The following is a 17826-nucleotide window of genomic DNA, read 5'->3' as shown; positions in this document are numbered from 1 at the left end:
GTCTCGCACGGTGGAGCCGCCGACACCGGTGCAACCCGTGTCGGTCGACGCACCCCGTCTCCGGCCGGCCACCCCGTCGACCGGGCGCGTCAGCCGAGAACGAGTGCGTCGGGCGGGGCTGGCCCGGGGTGACCTGTGATCATCAGATCGGTGCCTTTCCCGACGCGGGGCGTCGGGTTTCGCGCCGAACCGCTGATCACCGCCTGGGCCGCGGTGTGTTCCGCGAAACGCGCACGGGGGTGCGGCCGGGTGCCGGGTCTTTCGTGGGCGCGCCGTTCCCGGCCCGGGCCGCCCGGCCCCACGCGACAGCCCCCGGGCTGCCGGCGTGTCGATCCGGTTCACCTCGACCCTGTCGCCTTCTCGGGGTGGCCGGGTTGGGTGCACTACCGAATCATGTGGTTGCTCGGGCGGCCGTCCCCGACTAGGGGGCACGCCCGTTCGGGACGAGACCGCCGCCGGTGTGGGTGCCACGCGACTGGCTGTGGTCCCGTCGTCGCCCGCTGGCCAGCCCTGGAATCTGGGGCGTGATCAGCGGGATCGGGACCTGAGCTGCATCCCCTGCGGCTGGTGTCCCGATCCTGCTGATCATGGACCTGCGCGGAGCCCTGTCCCTGGGGTGGTCTTGCCGTGATCATCAGGCGAGGGGCTGGGGTGTGGAGGGTCGGGACCACAGCCAGTCGCGTGGCACCCGGCAGCGACGGTCTCGTCGAGAACGGGCCTGTGCCCGCGTCGGGGACGGCCGCCCACGCCCAGGGTTCGGTAGTGCACCCAACCCGGCCCGCTCCGCGAGGCGACGGGGTCGAGGTGAACGGGAGGGAACACGCGCGAGGCCCGGATCACGGGGCGGGCGCCGGGGGGCCCGGGCCGGGAACGGCGCGCCCCCCGGCAGGGGCTCGACCAGACCGACCCGACGGATCGAAACGATCGCGCCACCCCGGCCGCTCGACCGACGGCGAGCATGATCCGAACCAGCGGTTGTCCACGGCTGCCCGCACGACCATGAGCACCCGTAACTTCGGATCATGCGCGGGAAGATCGCGAGTAGCGGGTCCTCATGGCTGCCGGCACAGCCATGAGCAACCGATACTGCGGATCATGGCCGCGGCCACCCGCGAACGGGGTCCGGCAACGTAGGCGCTTCGGGCTAGTTCCTCCGGTTCGCGTCGATGACCGCCATGTGTCGTTCCGCCCAGACCCGCAGTGCGCTCAGCGGCCCGTCCAAGGAGCGACCCAGGTCGGTGAGCGAGTAGTGGACGCGGGGCGGGACCGTCGCCTCGACCCGCCGCGCGACGAGGCCGTCCCGGCACAGGTTCTTGAGGGTCTGCGACAGCATCTTGTGCGAGATGCCGGGGGCGCTGCGAGCGAGGCTCGCGAATCCCATGTCGGGTGGGTCGGCCTCGGCGAGCACCTTGATCAGCATGGATGTCCACTTGTCGCCGATGCGATCCAGCAGCTGCCGGGTCGGGCAGGCGGGGTCGAAGAGGTCGCCGGTCACCCCGCGGTTACCAGGTGGGCGTGAAGTGCCGTCTTGTGGCCGCACGTCGTGGTCACCATCCTTCAGTAGGTAACCGATGGTAAGCGGAAGGGCGACGACGTGGAACTGCGGCGGATCCGCACGAACGGCACCGCGCTGAACGTGGCGGTGGACGGCGACGGGCCGGCCGTGCTCCTGATCCACGGCTGGCCGCACACCTGGCAGGTCTGGAGCCTCGTCGTGCCACTACTGGTGCCGGGCCGCATGGTCGTTGCCCCAGACCTTCGCGGACTCGGGGACAGCGCCCGTGCGCAGAGCGGATTCGACGCGGCGACCGGTGCCGCCGACATGGTCGGTGTGCTCGATGCGCTGGGGATCGACCGCGCTGACGTCGTCGCCATCGACGCCGGTGTCTCGGCGGCGTTCCTGCTCGGCACGCGATACCCGGGGCGGGTGCGGCGTCTCGTCCTCATGGAGGCGCTGCTCCCGGGCCTTCCCGGCGGGTTCTCCACCCCGCCGTGGTGGTTCGGCTTCCACGCCGTCCCCGGCCTGGCGGAGACCGTGCTCGAGGGGCACGAGGCCGAGTACGTCGACTGGTTCCTCGAGTCCGGGACACACCGGGGCCGAGGAGTGCCCGAGCACGTGCGGGAGGCCTTCGTGCGGGCGTACACCGGCCGGGACGCCCTGCGCTGCGGTTTCGGTTACTACCGGGCCGCTGCGCAGAACGCGGACGCCGTCGGGGCTGCCGGCCGGCTCCACGTGCCGACCCTCGCCATCGGCGGGGGCGTCATCGGTGACCGGCTGTACCGGCAGCTGCAGCCGATCGCCGACGAGCTGGAGGGGGAGGTGGTGGCCGGCAGTGGCCATCTCGTGCCCCTCGACCGGCCGGATGCCGTCGCCGCTCACCTTCGTGTCGACGAGCACCGGTGAGCATCGGTGGACGACGAGGGTGGGTGTGGCTGGGCCACCCAGGTCACGGTGATGCTCCCTAACGTGGGGCATCAGGGGATCACGACGGAGGTTGTTCGGTTCGTCGAACGAGCATGGGAGTGATGTGACGGAGGAGCGGGGCATTACTCCCCGGCTGGGGGAGTTCCTGAGGGCCCGGCGGGCACTGGTGCGGCCCGAGGACCACGGCATGCCCTCCGGGACGCGCCGTACGCCTGGCCTGCGGCGAGAAGAGGTGGCGCTGCTGGCCGGGGTCAGCACCGACTACTACATCAGGCTGGAGCAGGGCCGGGACAAACACCCGTCACAGCAGGTCGTCGAAGCGCTGGCCGAGGCGCTGCTGCTGGAGGACGAGGCGGCCGCCTACCTGCGCGACCTTGCCAGTCCGGGCACGTCGCGGCGCTCCCGGCGCGCGCGCCGCCGCGAGTACGCCTCCCCTGGACTGGTCGGGCTGTTGGCCACCTGGCCCAACACCCCGGCGCTCGTCTACGGGCGATACATGGATCTCCTCGCGGCCAACCCGCTCGGCGAGGCACTGTTCTGCTGGCTGGGAGAGGAGACCAACCTGCTGCGTGCGATCTTCCTCAAACCGGAGGCCCGCACGTTCTACCGGGACTGGGCCACGATCGGTGAGGGGTGTATCGCGGCGCTACGCGCGGCCAACCGCGATCCTGACGACCCACGGCTGGTCGAGCTGGTGGGGGAGCTGTCACTCAAGAGCCCTGACTTCGCCCGGCTGTGGGCTCGCCATGAGGTGCGGGCCAAAACGGCCGCCACCAAGCACTTCGACCACCCGGTCGTCGGCGAACTGTCCCTACGCTTCGAGAACCTGTCGATCAGCGGCGCTCCCTTCCAGCACCTGGTCGTCTACCACGCCGAGCCCGGCAGCCCCGAGGATCACGCCCTCGCCCTGCTGGGCAGCTACACCGCCACCCGCGAACAACCCGGCCGGGTGTGAGAGAAGCAACCGGCCGCGCTTTTGGCGACCGACCCTTGCCGGCGACGACGTCCACCTGGGCGTTCCCACATCTGGAGTAGCCATGTCCGTTTGGTTCATCACCGGTGCCTCCCGCGGCTTCGGCCAGGAGCTGGTCGCGTCGGCACTCGCCCACGGGGACGAGGTCGTCGCGACCGCCCGGGACCCGCGAGCTGTCGTCGAGGCGTTTCCCGAGGCGGGCGAGGCGCTGCTGGCCGTGCGGCTCGACGTCACAGACCAGGAGCAGGCCGCCATGGCCGTTGCGGCGGGCATCGAACGGTTCGGTCGGATCGACGTGCTGGTCAACAACGCCGGCTACGGGTTGTTCGGCGGCGTCGAGGAGATCTCCGACGCCGAGGCCCGCGCGCTGTTCGACACCAACGTGTTCGGCCTGCTCAACGTCACCCGGGCCGCGCTTCCCGCGCTGCGCTCGCAAATGGCGGGACGCATCATCAACATCGGGTCGAGCGCCGGGTTCGTCTCCAGTGCGGGACGCGGTCTCTACAGCGCCTCCAAGTTCGCGGTCGAAGCGATCACCGAGGCGCTGCACGCCGAACTGGCTCCGCTCGGCATCCACGCCACCGTGGTGGAGCCCGGCTCCTTCCGTACCGAGTTCCTGTCCGCGGGCAGCATGGGCAGGCCGGACCGGAGAATCCCGGCCTACGCCGACACGGTCGGCAAGCTCCACGCCGCGATCGAGGCCAACAACGGCCACCAGCCAGGGGACCCCGTCAAGGCCGCGGCCGCCATCCGGCGACTGGCCGCCACCGCCGAACCGCCGGTCCGCCTGCAACTGGGCAACGATTGCGTGACCCTGGTCGAAGGCAAGCTCGCCGGTGTCGCCAAGGAACTCGACCAATGGCGCGATCTGGCCCTGTCCACCGACTTCACGTCCGCGTAGCGCAGACCGAGGCGCCGGCGCCGGTCGCCCTGCGCCTGGCATACGTCTGACGGGCTACTTCGGCTGGCAGACCACGTCCACCAAGGCGGGGCCGCCGGTCTCCAGCACGTGTGCGGCCGCCCGGCGCACCGCGTCCTCCACTCCAGTGGGGTCGGTGATCGGGCCCTCGGCGTACCAGCCGAAGCCGGTCGCGATCGTCGCGAAGTCCGGCTCCGGATCCGCGATCGCCATGCCGATGTGCGCGCGCTCGACCGGCGTGCCGCGCTGGGCGGCGAGCTTCTCCTGGTGCTCCCAGTCGTTGTAGTAGGCGCGGTTGTTGAACATCACCACGAGCAGCGGCAGCCGGTAGCGGCTCGCGACCCACAGCGCGCCGACGTCGAACATCAGATCGCCGTCGGGCTGCAGGTCCACGACGAGCCGGCCGGTGCCCTTGTGCGCGAGCGCCACCCCGAGCGAGATGCCGATCTGCGTCGCGGTGCCCAGCTGCTTGCCGGGGTGCCGGTGCGGGGCGTCGAAGTCCCAGAGGCGCAGCGCCCAGTCCGCGGCGGTACCCGCGGTGAGCACCCAGTCGTGCTCCTCGATGACGTTCCACACGGCGGCGGCGAGCTGCGCCGTCGCCACCGGGGTCTCCTCGGCCGCCGCGGCGGCGTCCCGGGCCCAGCGCGCCCACGTGTTCTCGTGCAGCTCGGTGAGCGCGCGCGTCCAGGACGCGCGCTCGGCCGTCCGCCGCGAGTCGTCATCGGCAAGGACGGCGCGGCACTCCTCGAGCAGCAGTGGCAGCGCCACCGCCGTGTCGGCGATGACCGCGTGGTCGGCCGGGATCTGCTGGGCGTAGTCCTCGCTCCAGGACGAGATGCCCATGTCGCCGAACCCGATGGAGAGCACCCGGCAACCCGGCGCCAGCCGCGAGACGTTGCGCCGCGCCAACCGGTCGGTGCGGTGCGTGGGCTTGACCATGTCCTTGACGTCGACGAAGAGCACGCAGTCCGCCTCGTCGACGATGTCGGTGTCGCTCACGCACAGCGGGTGTCGCGTGGGGAAGTTGAGCCGCCAGTGCATGTCCACCGCCCCGATTCCGACCAGCTCCGCCAGGTCGACGAGGTGCCCGAACGACGCCGGGTCGCGGCCCGGGTAGGCAAGCACCATCACCGGCCGCTTCGCCGCGCACAGCTCCCGCGCGAGCGCCCGTAGCGCCGCCGGGTCCGGGGCCACCGGTGCCGGGGCGGCGGCGAGCGCGGCGACGTCGTCCACGGGCACCGGTTCCTCGACCGGGTCCTCCTGCAAGCCCGCGTCGAGGGCCACGTACGTCGGCCCGGCAGGGGCGGTGGTGGCGATCCGGTATGCGCGGGCCAGCACGCCGGGCACCGACTCGATGGAGCGCGGCTCGTGGTCCCACTTCGTGTACTCGCGCACCGCATGGCCCTGCACGTTCGCCGAGTGGATCCAGTCGATGTAGGGCCTGCGCCGCTCGTGGTCGGCCGGGCCGGAACCGCCGAGGACGAGCACGGGGACGCGGTCGATGTAGGCGTAGTAGACGCCCATCGTGCCCTGCAACAGCCCGACCAGGTCGTGCAGGATCACACCCATCGCGCGCCCGCTCGCCTTCGCGTAGCCGTGGGCCAGCGCGACGGCGATCTTCTCGTGCGGGCACTCGATCATCTGCATCTCGTCGCCCGCGTAGTTGACGAGCGAGTCGTGCAACCCGCGGAACGATGAGCCGGGGTTGAGCGCGATGTAGGGCAGGTCGAGCCTGCGCAGGGCGTCGGCCATGACGTCCGAGCCCCAGACCGGCTTGTCGTAAGGAGCCCAAGAATGGGTGCTGTTGGGCATCCGTCAGCTCCCGTCGGGGTCGTCGGCAGGCAACGTGATCGTGATCGTCTTCTCGCGGGTGTAGGAGAGCAGCTCCTCGTGCGAGTTCTCCTTGCCGAGGCCGCTCGCCTTCCAGCCGCCGAAGGGGGAGCCGGGCGGGCGCCGCCCGGTGCCGTTGACGTAGACGTAGCCGGCCTGCAGCCGGTCGGCGAGCCGGTGCGCCACGCGTAGGTCGCGGGTGTAGACGTTCGCGGTGAGCCCGTACTGGGTGTCGTTGGCCCGCCGGACGGCGTCGTCGAGGTCGGAGAAGCCCATGACCGCCATGACCGGCCCGAACACCTCCTCGCGCGCGATCGGCATGTCGTCGGTGACATCGGTGAACACGGTGGGCTCGACGAAGTAGCCGCGGTCGAGACCGAACGGCCGCGATCCGCCGGTCGCGACCGTCGCCCCGGAGGCCTTCGCGCGCTCGATGTGGTCGAGCACCCGGGCGTGGTGGGCGGCGAACGCGACCGGTCCCACGTCGTTGGTCTCGTCGCACGGGTCGCCGACGCGCAGCTCCCGCACGCGCTCCACCAGCGCGTCGGTGAACGCGTCGCGGATGCGCTCGTGCACGTAGATCCGGGACGTCGAGCCGCAGGACTGCCCGTTGCTGCGCGCGATGTTCATGCTGGCCACGGCGTCGTGGGCGGCCTTCCGCGGGTCGACGTCGGGGCAGACGATCAACGGGTTCTTGCCCCCGAGCTCGAGGGTGACGTGCGCGAGGTTCCGTGCGGCCGCGGCCAGGATCCGCCGGCCGGTCGGCACCGAGCCGGTGAACGCGACCCGCTGCACATCTGGGTGTGCGACCAGCGCCTCGCCGAGCTCGGCGCCCGTGCCGGTCACGACGGTGAGCACGCCCGGCGGCAGGACGGCCTCGGCCACCTCGGCGAGCGCGATCGCCGAGAGCGACGTCTGCTCGCCCGGCTTCACGATCACCGCGTTGCCCGCCGCCAGCGCGGCCGCGGCCTTGCCGCAGGCGAACTTGAACGGATGGTTGAACGGCACGATCCGCACGACGACGCCGTAGGGCTCGCGCTGGGTGAACGACACGGTCTCCGCGCCGGTGGGCGTGCTGGTGCCGTGGGTCTGCCCCGCGAGGCCTGCGTAGTAGTGCAGCTCCCGGACGGTCGACTCGAGGTCGCCGCGCATGCCGGCGATCGGGTTGCCGCTGTCGAGGACGTCGAGCAGGGCGAGCGGCTCGGCGGCCTCGGCGACGGCGGCGGCGAGACCCCGCAGCAGCGCCGCCCGCCGGGTCCAGCCCAGCGCCCGCCAGGCCCCAGAAGCCTCCTGAGCGGCCTGCACTGCGAGGTCGGCATCGGCGGCGCCCCCGGCCGGGACGGTGCCGAGCAGCTCCTCCGTGGTGGGGTCGATGCAATCCAGCCGGTCACCGGACGCCGCATCGCGCCACTGCCCGCCGATCGACATCTGGGCATGCACCGGAGCCTTGCCGCGGCCGACGTTCCCCAACACGCGGGTCATGTGGGCTCCGTTCTCACGTGCACGACGGCGAGCCGTCCCTCCTGGGCCGCGGCCAGCCCTTTGGCGAAGGCACCTGCGAGGTCCCCCGGATCGGTCACGGTGCCGGCCGTCCAGCACCCGTACGACGCGGCGAGTGCGTCGATGTCGATCGGGGGATCGGCGATCCGCATGCCGATCCAGCTGTTCGCCTGCGGCCGGCCGCGCTCGCGCGCGACGGCGGCCTGGTGCGGCTCGTCGTTGTAGAACGACCCGTTGTCGTTGACGACCAGTAGCCCCGGGATCCGGTAGTGGACGGCGGTCCACAGTGCACCCGCGGCCATCAGGAGGTCGCCGTCGCCGATGATCCCCACGCCGAGCAGGCCGCGGTCGCGCGCCGCCAGTGCCCCGCCGACGAAAGCCCCTGGTCCGTACCCGACGCCCCCGCCACCGGAATGGCCGAGGTAGCTCCCCGCTCCCGGCAGCTCCCATACGCCCTCCGGCCAGCTGCGGGTGTTGCGCAGGCAGAGCAGGTGCGGGACGTCGCGCACGGTCGCCCAGAGCTCGGCGACCAGTCGGGCGGGCGTGATCTGGAGGGCGTCCCGACGCTCCTGCCGCGCGGCCCGCTGTGCGCTGACCTGCGCGACGACCTGCTCGCGCCGGGCCGAGGCGTCCGGCGGACGTTCCCGCAAGGCGGCGAGCAGCTGCCGAGCCCCGGTCAGCGGGTCGGCGAGCAGCTGGGCGGCCCGCGGGAACGGTGTGGAGAACGCGTTGCTCCATGAGCGCCGGTCCAGGTGCCCGGTGGAGACGTCGACGATCGCCGGCAGCACGGCAGGCCCGCTCGCGCGACCCCGCCCGCGGCGGCGCAACCGGCCCGGTACGTCGGGTACGCCGATGGCGAGCACGACATCGGCGCGCTCGAACCAACCCGCGTCACCCGTGCCGTTCTGCGGGTGCACAGTGGGGAAGGAGACGCCGTTGCGGTCCTCGACGTAGGCCGCACCGAGCAGTTCCACCAGCTCGACGAGTACCGGCGTGGCCGCCGGGTCCCAGTTCATCGGGCCTGCGGTGACGATCGGGCGCTGCGCGCCGAGCAGCACGTCGACGGCGCGCTCGACGCTCGCTCCGTCCGCGGCGAGGTGCGCGGCCGGGGCGTGCAGCGCCAGGTCGGGGAGCGGCACCGGCTGGGGGAGCGGTGCTTCCTGCGCCCCCGCGTCCAGGGAGACGTACACCGGGCCGCGGGGGGTGCTGGCGGCGCGGCGGTGGGCGGCCAGCACGTCGGCGACGAAGGCGGCGGGGGTGGCAGGCTCGGCGTCCCACACGACGAAGTCGCGGACCAGTTCGGCCTGCGTCGTGGCCGAATGGGCCCAGTCGATCGGGCGCCGCAGCGCGGGGTCGACCGGCCCGCTACCGCCGAGGACGAGCAGCGGCGCCCGGTCGCAGAAGGCGTCGTAGACGGCCATCGAGGCGTGCATGAGCCCGACCAGGTCGTGTACCGCGGCCACGCCGACTTGGCCCGAACCCTTCGCGTACCCGTGGGCGAGCGAGACCGCGATCTCCTCGTGCAGGCACAGCAGCAGTTGCGGGTCGCGGTTGCCGCCATGGTTGACCAGCGAGTCGTGCAGTCCCCGGAAGGACGATCCGGGGTTGAGGGGCAGGTAGCGCGTGCCCAGCGCCCGCAACAGGTCCACCACGAGGTCGCTCCCGTAGGCGGCAGGCCCGGGAGCGATCCCGACCGGCCGCTCGATGTCTCCCACGTACACCCCGATCCGGATCGCTAGAACACCTTGACCGCGTTGTAGCCCAGGTGCTTGAACAAGCGGTTCTGGAAGCTCAGCAGGCGAAGCGGCGTGCCGTCGGCGGCGAAGTGCTGGGCCACCGTGTTCTGCGGGACGTAGAGGACGTCTCCCTGGGTGAACTCGTGGCGGGTGGGCTCATTGGCGATGTGCGCGTAGTACCTCTCGGCGATCTCGGCCTGCACCTCCCAGTGCAGGGAGTAGCCGTCGCCCGAGAGCGCGTAGAGCACCTCGTCGGCCATCTTCCAGTAGCGCGGGGTGTGCTCACCGGCCTCGATCGCCCACTCGAACGCGTCCACGCTGAACAGGCGCGCGTGGTCGGTCTCCGGGCTGGTCATGACCCGGACCCGGCCCAGCTCGGTGTCCTCCCATGCGGTGTCCTCGACGCTGATCACCTTCTGGCGGTCGAGCACGCCGGGCGTCCAGATCTGCGACCAGTCCTCGCGCGGGCCGAACTCGTCGGGCCGCTCGACCGGGCCACCCCTGCCCTGTTGCAGCAACCCGAGGAACATCCAGCTGCTCTTCGCCTTCACGACGAGGGTGAGCGCCTTCTCGTCGTAGGGGTTGAAGTGCCGGTGCACCGAGTCGGTGTGGACGAAGACGAAGTCGCCGGTCTTCCAGTCGTAGCGCTCATCGTCGTGGATCTCGTACCCGGCGCCTTCGAGGATGTAGAACGCGGCCTCGTTCTGGTGGCCGTGGCCTCGGTTGCTGCCGTGGCCGTCGATCTCGACGAAGTGCACCTGCAGCGTCTGGGTGAGGAACTCCTCGTCGCCGGGCCCGATCCGCCACCAGGTGCGCGACTGCTTGTTGCTGCCGGAGTGGGCGACGGCCTCGCCGTGGTCTGTGACGACCTTCTCGTCCCGCACCCGCGGGTGTGAGAGCTGCCGGCGGCGGAACGCCTCGAGCTCGTACTTGTCGGACTCGAGGCCGCGCACGAACACGCGTCCGTCTTCACCCACGGTGGCCTCCTTGGCGCCGCTGCGACGCTTAAGGTCTAGTGGTTAGACCAATAGCTGTCAAGCTTGCTACTGTCCCGTCCCATGGCCAAGGACGCCCTCGTCACCGATGACCTCGCCGCCAAGTTCGCCACCGAGAAGGACTCCCCGTACACCCGTTGGGTCGCGGCGGAGGGCCTCGAGATCATCGCCGCCCACTACGTCCCCGACCTGCGCACGGTCGAGCTGAAGCCGTGGGCGCGGCGCGGCGGCCGGGGCGTGTTCATCAACCACGAGGCCACCCGGACGTCGAACGACTGCTACGTCTGCGAGATCCCGGCCGGCGGCGAGCTGGCCCCGCAGCGGCAGCTCTTCGAGGAGATGATCCTCGTCCTCGACGGGCACGGCTCCACCCGCGTGTGGAACGACGCCGGCGCCGAGGTGACGTTCGAGTGGGGCCCCGGCGCGCTCTTCGCGATCCCGCTCAACGCCAACCACCAGCACTTCAACGGCTCCGGGCGGCAGGCGGCCCGTTACGTCGCCTCCACGAACCTCCCGCCCGTCCTCAACCTCTACGACGACGTCGACTTCGTCTTCGGCACCGCGCACGACTTCCCGAAGCGCTTCGCGGGAGAGCCCGACTACTTCGCCCCCAAGGGCGAGCAGAAGGGCCTGCTGCTCGACACCAACTTCGTGGCGGACGCGGTCAACCTCCCGCTGATCGAGGCGAAGGAGCGCGGCGCGGGCGGCGGGCACATCCGCTTCGCGATGGCGAAGGGGTCGATGAACAGCCACATCTCGCAGTTCCCGACGGCCACGTACAAGAAGGCGCACCGGCACGGGCCGGGCGCGCACGTGATCGTCTTGTCCGGCAACGGCTACAGCATGATGTGGCCGGAAGGGGAGGAGCCGCGCCGCTACGACTGGGGCCCCGGCACCCTGATCGTCCCGCCGAACATGTGGTTCCACCAGCACTTCAACAGCGGCACCGAACCGGCCCGCTACCTCGCCTTCAAGCACGAGGTGGTGTCGGTGCGCAACGCGCAAGGCGTGCCGAAGGCCTGGATCAGCATGCGCGTCGGGGGCGACCAGATCGACTACGCCGACGAGTCGCCGGTTGTCAGGGACACCTTCCGCAAGGCGCTGGCCGAGCACGGCATGCAGCCGCGAATGGAGGCGTTCTACGAGGCCGAGCTCGCGACGCTCCCTTCCAAGGCCGTCGCGGTGTGAGGGAGCACCACCACGACCACGACCCCCTGACTCCGATCGAGGACAACCCGATCTGGCAGCAGGACAACGTCGTCCTGGCGAGCGTGGGGATGGACATCGGCTCCTCCGGCACGCAGGTCGTGTTCTCCCGGCTGCACCTGCGGCGCATCGGGGAGGACCTGACCAGCCGCTACGTCGTGGTCCGGCGCGACACGGTCTACCGGTCGCCGGTGACGCTCACGCCGTACGCGAACGACCACATCGACGCCGAGACATTGGGCGCGATCATCGACACGGCCTACGCCGAGGCCCGCGTCGACCCGGCCGACGTCGACACCGGCGTCGTGATCCTCACCGGCGAGGCGCTGCTGCGCCGCAACGCCGAGGCGATCGCGACGGTGCTGGCCGATCGCGGCGGCACGCTGGTGACGGCCACCGCGGGCCACCACATGGAGGCGATGCTCGCCGCCTACGGGTCCGGAGCGGCGCAGGCGTCGTACGACGCAGGCTCGCGCATCCTGCTGGTCGACGTCGGTGGCGGCACGACCAAGATCGCCGTACTGGACGCAGGGCGGGTCGTCGCGACCGCGGCGGTACACGTCGGCGGCAGGCTCGTGGTCGTCGACGGGGTGGACACGATCGTGCGCCTCGATCCGGCGGGCCGGTCGCACGCCGCGCGGGCCGGGTACGGGTTCGAGGTCGGTGACCGCGCGGGCGACGACGAGCTGGAGAAGGTCGCGGAGGCGATGGCCGACGTGGTCGTCGCGGCCGTCACCGGCGGGCAGGCGGCGGTGCCCTTCCTCCTCACCGACCCGCCGGGCGACCTCAGCCGCCTCGACGGCCTCATGTTCTCCGGCGGTGTCGCGGAGTACGTCTACGGCCGCGAGGAGACGCGGTTCGGAGACCTGGGGCATCCGCTCGGCCGGGCGCTGCGCCGCCGCGTCGACACCGGCGCGCTGCCGTGGCCGCTGCTGCCCGCGGGGGAGTGCATCCGGGCCACGGCGCTGGGCGCGTCCGAGCACAGCGTGCAGCTGTCCGGGAACACCTGCTGGATCTCCGACCCCGACGCCCTGCTGCCTCGCCGGAACCTGCAGGTGGCCCGCCCCGCCTACGAGCTGGGCGAGGTGGTGGACAGCGCCGCGGTCGCGTCCGCGATCCGCCGGCACCTCGCCGCGCTCGACGCCGGGGACGTCGCGCTCGCGCTGTCGTGGAGCGGGCGGCCGCGCTACCAGCGCCTGCACGCCTTCGCCTGCGGCCTGCGTGACGGGCTCGGTGAGCGGATCGAGCAAGGCAGGCCCGTGTACGTGGTGCTGGATGGCGACGTCGCCATGACGCTGGGCCGGCTGCTGTGCGAGGAGCTGGGCGTCGCCACGGACGTCCTCGTGGTCGACGGATTGATGCTGCGCGACTTCGACTACGTCGACATCGGCCGCGTGCGGTACCCGTCGAACACGGTGCCGGTGACGATCAAGTCGCTGATCTTCAGCTCGCGTCCTCGGGGCCGGACACCCGGGATGCCGTGCGCGTGAGGTGCACCCGCATCAGCTCGGTGGCGCGCTCCGCGTCGCGCGCGGCGACGGCGTCGACCAGGGCGCGGTGCTCCTCGGCGCCGCGCCGGCCATGGGCCGGCTCGGTGGAGCGCGCCTCCTGGAGCGAGCGGATCATCGGGTCGTGCAGTGACTCGGCGAGCAGCGCGATCGCGCGGTTGTGGCTGCTGCGGGCGAACCGGTTGTGCCACTCGGCGGACAGGGTGAGCGGGTAGTCGTCGGAATGGAGCGCCGCGGTGCTGCGGTCGCAGATCTCGTACAGCGCCGCGATGTCCTCCTCGGTGGCGCGCTCGCACACGAGAGGCACGAGGCCCAGCTCGAAAACCATGCGCGCCTCGGTGACCTCGAGCGCGGAGAGGCTCGACAGCGAGATGAGGTCGGCGATGCCCTCGCCGACCATGCGGCTGGTGGGTGCGGTGACGAAGGCGCCGCCACGGGCGCCGACGCGGATGTCGACGAGACCGTTGGCTTCGAGCACGCGGAGTGCTTCACGCACGGTGACGCGGCTGACCCCGAACCGCTCGCACAGCTCCCGCTCGCTCGGCAGCCGGTCACCCGCAGTGAGCTGCCCGGAGCGGATCAGCAAGCGGACCTGATCGACGATGACCTCGGAAATGCGCCCGACGCTCACCCTGCTGAGCAGGTCACCCTTGTTCGGCACGGCGCCGCCATCCGTTGCTGGGGAGGTGGTTCCCGGCCTCGTCACTCACGCATTGTATGCCCTTACGGACAGTGGGCCCCGGCGGCACGGCCGGGCACGAACGTCACGAATCGTGGCGCTGGTCCTCGGAAGAGGCCCGTGGTCTAATGGACAGACCAAGCCAGGGAGGCGTCGCAACCGTGCCGAAGGTGATCTACATCGGCGACGACGGTCAGGAGTTCGCCGTCGATGCGCCGGTCGGTGAGTCGGTGATGGCGGCCGCGGTCAAGAACGGCGTGCCGGGCATCGTCGGCGAATGCGGTGGCAACGCGTCGTGCGCGACCTGTCACGTCTGGGTGCGCGAGGAGTTCGCATCGGCGGTCGGGTTGCCCGGCGACATGGAGGAGGACCTCCTCGACCTCGCGGTCTCGGAGCGGCGGGACGGGAGCCGGCTCTCCTGTCAGCTCACCGTGACTCCCGACCTCGATGGGCTGACGGTCGATGTGCCTCCTGTGCAACCGTGAGGGCATGCGGTAGGTATAACGGTTAGTCCACACGCCGGAGGGGGAGACGCTCGTGCTTCGCCAGGACATCAACGAACTGCTGACCCGCACGGGGCCGGGCACGCCCATGGGGGAGCTCTTCCGGCAGTACTGGATGCCGGCGTGCCTCGCCGAGGAGCTCCCCGACGACGACTGTCCCCCGGTGCGGCTCAAGCTGCTGTCCGAGCGCCTCATCGCCTTCCGCGACAGCCTCGGCCGCTACGGCCTGATCGACGAGTTCTGTGCCCACCGCGGCGCCTCGCTGTGGTTCGGACGCAACGAGGACGGCGGCCTGCGCTGCCCGTACCACGGGTGGAAGTACGACGTCACCGGCCAGTGCGTGGAGGTGCCGTCGGAGGCGGACAACTCGAGCTTCTGCCGGAACGTCAAGCTCACGGCGTACCCGCTGGTGAAGATCGGCGACATCCTCTGGACGTACATGGGCGACCCGGCGAAGCGACCCCCGCTGCCGGAGTTCGAGTTCGCGCTCGTGCCTCCGGAGCAGACCTACACGTCGAAACGCCTGCAGCAGTGCAACTGGCTGCAGGCCTTCGAGGGCGGCATCGACTCCAGCCACGTCACGTTCCTGCACTCCGGCGGCCTGAAGAGCGATCCACTGTTCAGGGGCGCGAAGGGCAACGAGTACAACCAGAACGACAAGAAGCCCTTCTTCGAGGTGGCCGACTCGGACGGCGGCCTCTTCGTGGGGGCCCGGCGCAACGCGGAGGACGGCAAGTACTACTGGCGGATCACGCCCTGGGTGATGCCGTCGTTCACGATGGTGCCCCCGCGGGGCGACCACCCGATCCACGGGCACTTCTGGATCCCGATCGACGACGAGAACTGCTGGGTCTACAGCTTCGACTACCACCCGGTCCGCGCGCTCACCGCCACCGAGCGGCAGGCGATGATCGACGGTCACGGCGTGCACAGCGAGAACATCCCCGGCACCTACCGCCCGGTGGCCAACCGCGACAACGACTACCTGATGGACCGGGAGAAGCAGCGCGCGGGGGAGTACTACTCGGGCATCAAGGGCATCGCGATCCAGGACGCGTCGCTGCAGGAGAGCATGGGTCCGATCGCCGACCGCACCAAGGAGCGGCTCGTCCCCGCCGACGCCGGGATCATCAAGGCGCGGCAGAAGCTGCGCAAGGCCGCGATCGCGCTGCGCGACCACGGCGCCACCCCGCCAGGGGTGGACCCGGAGCACCACCGCGTGCGCTCGGCGGCCGTCGTGCTGCCCCATGCCGAGGCCTTCCTGGACTCCTGCAAGGACGCGGTGCGCGTCAACCCCGGCATGCCGATCGCGTCGGTGTAGGCGCATGGCCCCCCGAACCTACGTCGATCCGACCCTCCCGAGCAGCTGCGCCCGTGCGGCGACGGCGGCCGAGGCCCGCTACCGCATCCAGCGCCCGGTCGCGCCCGCGCGGGCACCGCGGATCATCGCCCTCGACGACGGCGCGGCGGAGGTCGTCGGCCACACCGCGGAGCTCCCGTGGGCCAACGCTCGGTTCTACGTCTGCGAGCCTGCCGACGGCACCGTCACGCTGCGCGGGATCGAGGGCCGGCCCGCCACGCTCGCCGACGAGCTCGCCAGTGCCGACGTCGTCGTCATGATCGCGACGGACGACGCGGGAGCGGACTGCGCGTACACGATCGGCAAGGCCTGCTGGCAGCGCAGCATCATGACCGCGGGCCTCGTCGTCTCCGACGACGACGGCGCGGACCGGGCCGTCGCGGCCCTGCGGCCGCACGCGCGGGTCCTGCTCCCCGGCGCGGACGAGAGCGACGTCGTCGAACTGCTCACGGCCCTGCGTGCATGAAGGGCTCGGGCGCATGAAGGGCTCGGGCGCATGAAGGGCTTGGGCGCATGAGGACCACACTGCGGAGCCTTCAACGGATGAAGGACGAAGGCCGCAAGATCGTCGGCGTCGTGGCGTGGGACTACCAGATCGCCCGGATCGCCGACCGCGCCGGCGTGGAGATCGTCTCCGTGGGCGACACGGTCGGGGTGAACCTCTGGGGGCACGCGAACCCGTTCGAGATCACGATGGACGAGATGCTCGTCGTGGCGCGGGCGGTGCGCCGGGGTGTCTCGCAGGCACTGGTCAGCGCCGACTTCCCGTTCGGCCCGGTCCAGGAGGGCCCAGCCGAGGCGGTGCGCGCGGCGATCCGGTTCGTCAAGGACGCGGGCGTGGACCTGGTGAAGGTCGACGGTGCCGCGGACCACCTCGACGCCGTCGCGGCGATCACCCGCGCCGGGATCCCGGTGTTCGCGCAGTTCGGCATCACGCCGCAGACCGCCCTGCGCTACGGCGTCGAGTACTCCGGGACGCCGTCCGCGGCCGACCGGGTGCCGGAGGAGCTGACCGGCGAGATGATCGAGACGGCGCGGCGACTCGAGGAGGCGGGCGCCGTGCTGCTGAACTTCACCAACTCGGGGCCGGTGGTCGGCGCGGCGGTCGCGAAGGCCGCCTCGGTCCCGGTGCTCGGGGGGTTCGGCGGCGGGCCGTGGCTCGACGGCCGGATGCGCATGGCGCACGCCGCCATCGGCTATGCGGCGTCGATGATCGACACGGCGATCGACGAGCCGCCGGGCACCTACGCCAACGTCGCGCGGACCACCCTCGACGCGCTCACGCGATACGCCGACGACGTCCGCGAGGCCCGGCAACTCCCCGGAGGGCGGTGACCGTGCCCACCGCGGTCGCCGACGGTATCCCGACCCGCTACGAGGTGGCGGGGTCCGGTCCGCCGCTGCTCATGTTCTCGCCGGGCGGTTTCGACTCCACCCTCGAGAGCTGGCGGACCGTGGGGATCTACCGCCGCCTCGACCTGCTGGAACGGCTCACGGCGAAGTACACGTGCATCACGTTCGACCGCCGCGAGTCCGGCCGTTCCGGTGGGCGCATCGAACGCCTGTCCTGGAGCCACTACGTCGCCCAGGCGATCGGGTTGCTCGACCACCTGAGCATCGAACGCGCCCACCTCATGGGCGGCTGCGTCGGCTGCTCGACAGCCGCTGCCACGGCGGTGGCCCATCCGGACCGCGTGCGGTCCATGGTGCTGTTCTCGCCGGCCGGCGGGGTCAAGTACCGGCTGAAGCAGCAGGACCGGTTCGCCCGGCACCTCGCCCACGTGCAGGCGCACGGCTTGGACGGCGTCGTCGCGCTCGTGGGTGAGACGGATGCCGGCTTCTCGGCCGACCCGCGCGTCGGCCCCTGGAACAGCGTGATCCGCGCCGATCCCGCCTTCGCGCAGGCGTACGTGAAGCAGGACGCCGACCGCTACGCCCACATCGTGACCGGCACGGCACGCCTGATGTTCGACCGGGACACCGTGCCGGGCGCGGAGCCGGAGGACCTGCTGCGCCTGGACATCCCGGCGCTGATCGTCCCGGGTCAGGACGAGTCGCACGCCCCGTCGGCGGCGCGCTACCTGCAGGAGTGCCTCCCCCGCGTCCAGTACTGGGACGTCCCGGTGGCCGAGCAGACGCGGGAGACGGCTCCCGCCCGCGTCCTGGAGTTCCTCGACGGTGTCTAGCAGGGT

Annotated in this window: 16 protein-coding genes; 10 read left to right on the top strand and 6 right to left on the bottom strand. The window is 71.4% G+C overall.

The window, feature by feature from the left end; all coding sequences use genetic code 11:
- Positions 1-1144 precede the first annotated feature (1144 nt).
- Complete coding sequence (locus K1T35_RS28480) at positions 1145-1495, bottom strand: helix-turn-helix domain-containing protein (protein ID WP_255620827.1); 351 nt, start codon at positions 1493-1495, stop codon at positions 1145-1147.
- A gap of 99 nt (positions 1496-1594) precedes the next feature.
- On the opposite strand from K1T35_RS28480, the gene K1T35_RS28475 reads away from it, so the two are divergent.
- The 3 genes from K1T35_RS28475 (at position 1595) to K1T35_RS28465 (ending at position 4299) form a co-directional block, all read left to right on the top strand.
- Positions 1595-2404: an alpha/beta fold hydrolase gene (locus K1T35_RS28475; protein WP_255620826.1), complete on the top strand. Its 810-nt coding sequence runs from the start codon at positions 1595-1597 to the stop codon at positions 2402-2404.
- A 124-nt stretch (positions 2405-2528) separates the two neighbouring features.
- Entirely contained in the window at positions 2529-3380 is an 852-nt protein-coding gene (locus K1T35_RS28470; protein ID WP_255620825.1) for a helix-turn-helix transcriptional regulator, read from the top strand.
- 82 nt (positions 3381-3462) lie between these two features.
- Positions 3463-4299, top strand: a complete 837-nt coding sequence (locus K1T35_RS28465) for an oxidoreductase (RefSeq protein WP_220254882.1) — start codon at positions 3463-3465, stop codon at positions 4297-4299.
- A gap of 54 nt (positions 4300-4353) precedes the next feature.
- Here the strand turns inward: K1T35_RS28465 and K1T35_RS28460 are convergent, their stop codons facing one another.
- From K1T35_RS28460 to K1T35_RS28445, 4 genes are read right to left on the bottom strand one after another with little or no spacing between them, the layout of a single operon-like run.
- Positions 4354-6129 carry a thiamine pyrophosphate-binding protein gene (locus tag K1T35_RS28460; protein ID WP_220254881.1) on the bottom strand — a complete coding sequence of 592 codons (1776 nt, stop codon included), beginning with the start codon at positions 6127-6129 and terminating at the stop codon, positions 4354-4356.
- A gap of 3 nt (positions 6130-6132) precedes the next feature.
- On the bottom strand, positions 6133-7629 hold the full coding sequence (locus K1T35_RS28455; RefSeq protein ID WP_220254880.1) for an aldehyde dehydrogenase family protein: 1497 nt from the start codon (positions 7627-7629) through the stop codon (positions 6133-6135).
- The gene (locus K1T35_RS28450) at positions 7626-9362 is read right to left on the bottom strand and encodes a thiamine pyrophosphate-binding protein (protein ID WP_220254879.1); all 1737 of its coding nucleotides are present in this window, start codon (positions 9360-9362) and stop codon (positions 7626-7628) included. Before K1T35_RS28450 ends, K1T35_RS28455 begins: the two co-directional genes overlap by 4 nt.
- 20 nt (positions 9363-9382) lie before the next feature.
- The gene (locus tag K1T35_RS28445; RefSeq protein ID WP_220254878.1) at positions 9383-10360 is read right to left on the bottom strand and encodes a cupin domain-containing protein; all 978 of its coding nucleotides are present in this window, start codon (positions 10358-10360) and stop codon (positions 9383-9385) included.
- Between the two features lie 81 nt (positions 10361-10441).
- Here K1T35_RS28445 and K1T35_RS28440 point away from each other — a divergent pair, with 81 nt between their 5' ends.
- Complete coding sequence (locus K1T35_RS28440; protein ID WP_220254877.1) at positions 10442-11566, top strand: hypothetical protein; 1125 nt, start codon at positions 10442-10444, stop codon at positions 11564-11566.
- The gene (locus K1T35_RS28435; protein WP_220254876.1) at positions 11563-13074 is read left to right on the top strand and encodes an ethanolamine ammonia-lyase reactivating factor EutA; all 1512 of its coding nucleotides are present in this window, start codon (positions 11563-11565) and stop codon (positions 13072-13074) included. The genes K1T35_RS28440 and K1T35_RS28435 overlap by 4 nt, the downstream gene beginning before the upstream one ends.
- Here K1T35_RS28435 and K1T35_RS28430 read toward each other — a convergent pair.
- Positions 13028-13798: a FadR/GntR family transcriptional regulator gene (locus tag K1T35_RS28430; protein WP_220254875.1), complete on the bottom strand. Its 771-nt coding sequence runs from the start codon at positions 13796-13798 to the stop codon at positions 13028-13030. The two genes, K1T35_RS28435 and K1T35_RS28430, sit on opposite strands and share 47 nt — an antisense overlap.
- Positions 13799-13932: 134 nt before the next feature.
- On the opposite strand from K1T35_RS28430, the gene K1T35_RS28425 reads away from it, so the two are divergent.
- The 5 genes from K1T35_RS28425 to K1T35_RS28405 are packed head-to-tail and all read left to right on the top strand — an operon-like array spanning position 13933 to position 17820.
- Entirely contained in the window at positions 13933-14256 is a 324-nt protein-coding gene (locus K1T35_RS28425) for a 2Fe-2S iron-sulfur cluster-binding protein (protein ID WP_255620824.1), read from the top strand.
- A 52-nt stretch (positions 14257-14308) separates the two neighbouring features.
- Entirely contained in the window at positions 14309-15595 is a 1287-nt protein-coding gene (locus tag K1T35_RS28420; protein ID WP_220254874.1) for an aromatic ring-hydroxylating dioxygenase subunit alpha, read from the top strand.
- Between the two features lie 4 nt (positions 15596-15599).
- Positions 15600-16100 (top strand): hypothetical protein, encoded by a 501-nt coding sequence (locus K1T35_RS28415; protein WP_220254873.1) that lies wholly within the window; start codon positions 15600-15602, stop codon positions 16098-16100.
- Between the two features lie 47 nt (positions 16101-16147).
- Positions 16148-16969 carry a 3-methyl-2-oxobutanoate hydroxymethyltransferase gene (locus K1T35_RS28410; protein WP_255620823.1) on the top strand — a complete coding sequence of 274 codons (822 nt, stop codon included), beginning with the start codon at positions 16148-16150 and terminating at the stop codon, positions 16967-16969.
- Positions 16966-17820, top strand: a complete 855-nt coding sequence (locus K1T35_RS28405; RefSeq protein WP_220254871.1) for an alpha/beta fold hydrolase — start codon at positions 16966-16968, stop codon at positions 17818-17820. Before K1T35_RS28410 ends, K1T35_RS28405 begins: the two co-directional genes overlap by 4 nt.
- The last annotated feature ends 6 nt before the right edge of the window (positions 17821-17826 follow it).

Origin of the sequence: Pseudonocardia sp. DSM 110487, assembly GCF_019468565.1 — a bacterium.
GTDB lineage: Bacteria > Actinomycetota > Actinomycetes > Mycobacteriales > Pseudonocardiaceae > Pseudonocardia.
Note: the sequence above shows the minus strand (reverse complement) of the source record. Positions and strands in the feature narration are given on the sequence as shown.

What these genes read in the sequence shown, in the direction of transcription:
- K1T35_RS28455 (WP_220254880.1), bottom strand. Translation starts at nt 7,629, where the DNA reads ATGACCCGCGTGTTGGGGAACGTCGGCCGCGGCAAGGCTCCGGTGCAT.
- K1T35_RS28440 (WP_220254877.1), top strand. Translation starts at nt 10,442, where the DNA reads ATGGCCAAGGACGCCCTCGTCACCGATGACCTCGCCGCCAAGTTCGCC.
- K1T35_RS28415 (WP_220254873.1), top strand. Translation starts at nt 15,600, where the DNA reads ATGGCCCCCCGAACCTACGTCGATCCGACCCTCCCGAGCAGCTGCGCC.
- K1T35_RS28465 (WP_220254882.1), top strand. Translation starts at nt 3,463, where the DNA reads ATGTCCGTTTGGTTCATCACCGGTGCCTCCCGCGGCTTCGGCCAGGAG.
- K1T35_RS28410 (WP_255620823.1), top strand. Translation starts at nt 16,148, where the DNA reads ATGAGGACCACACTGCGGAGCCTTCAACGGATGAAGGACGAAGGCCGC.
- K1T35_RS28460 (WP_220254881.1), bottom strand. Translation starts at nt 6,129, where the DNA reads ATGCCCAACAGCACCCATTCTTGGGCTCCTTACGACAAGCCGGTCTGG.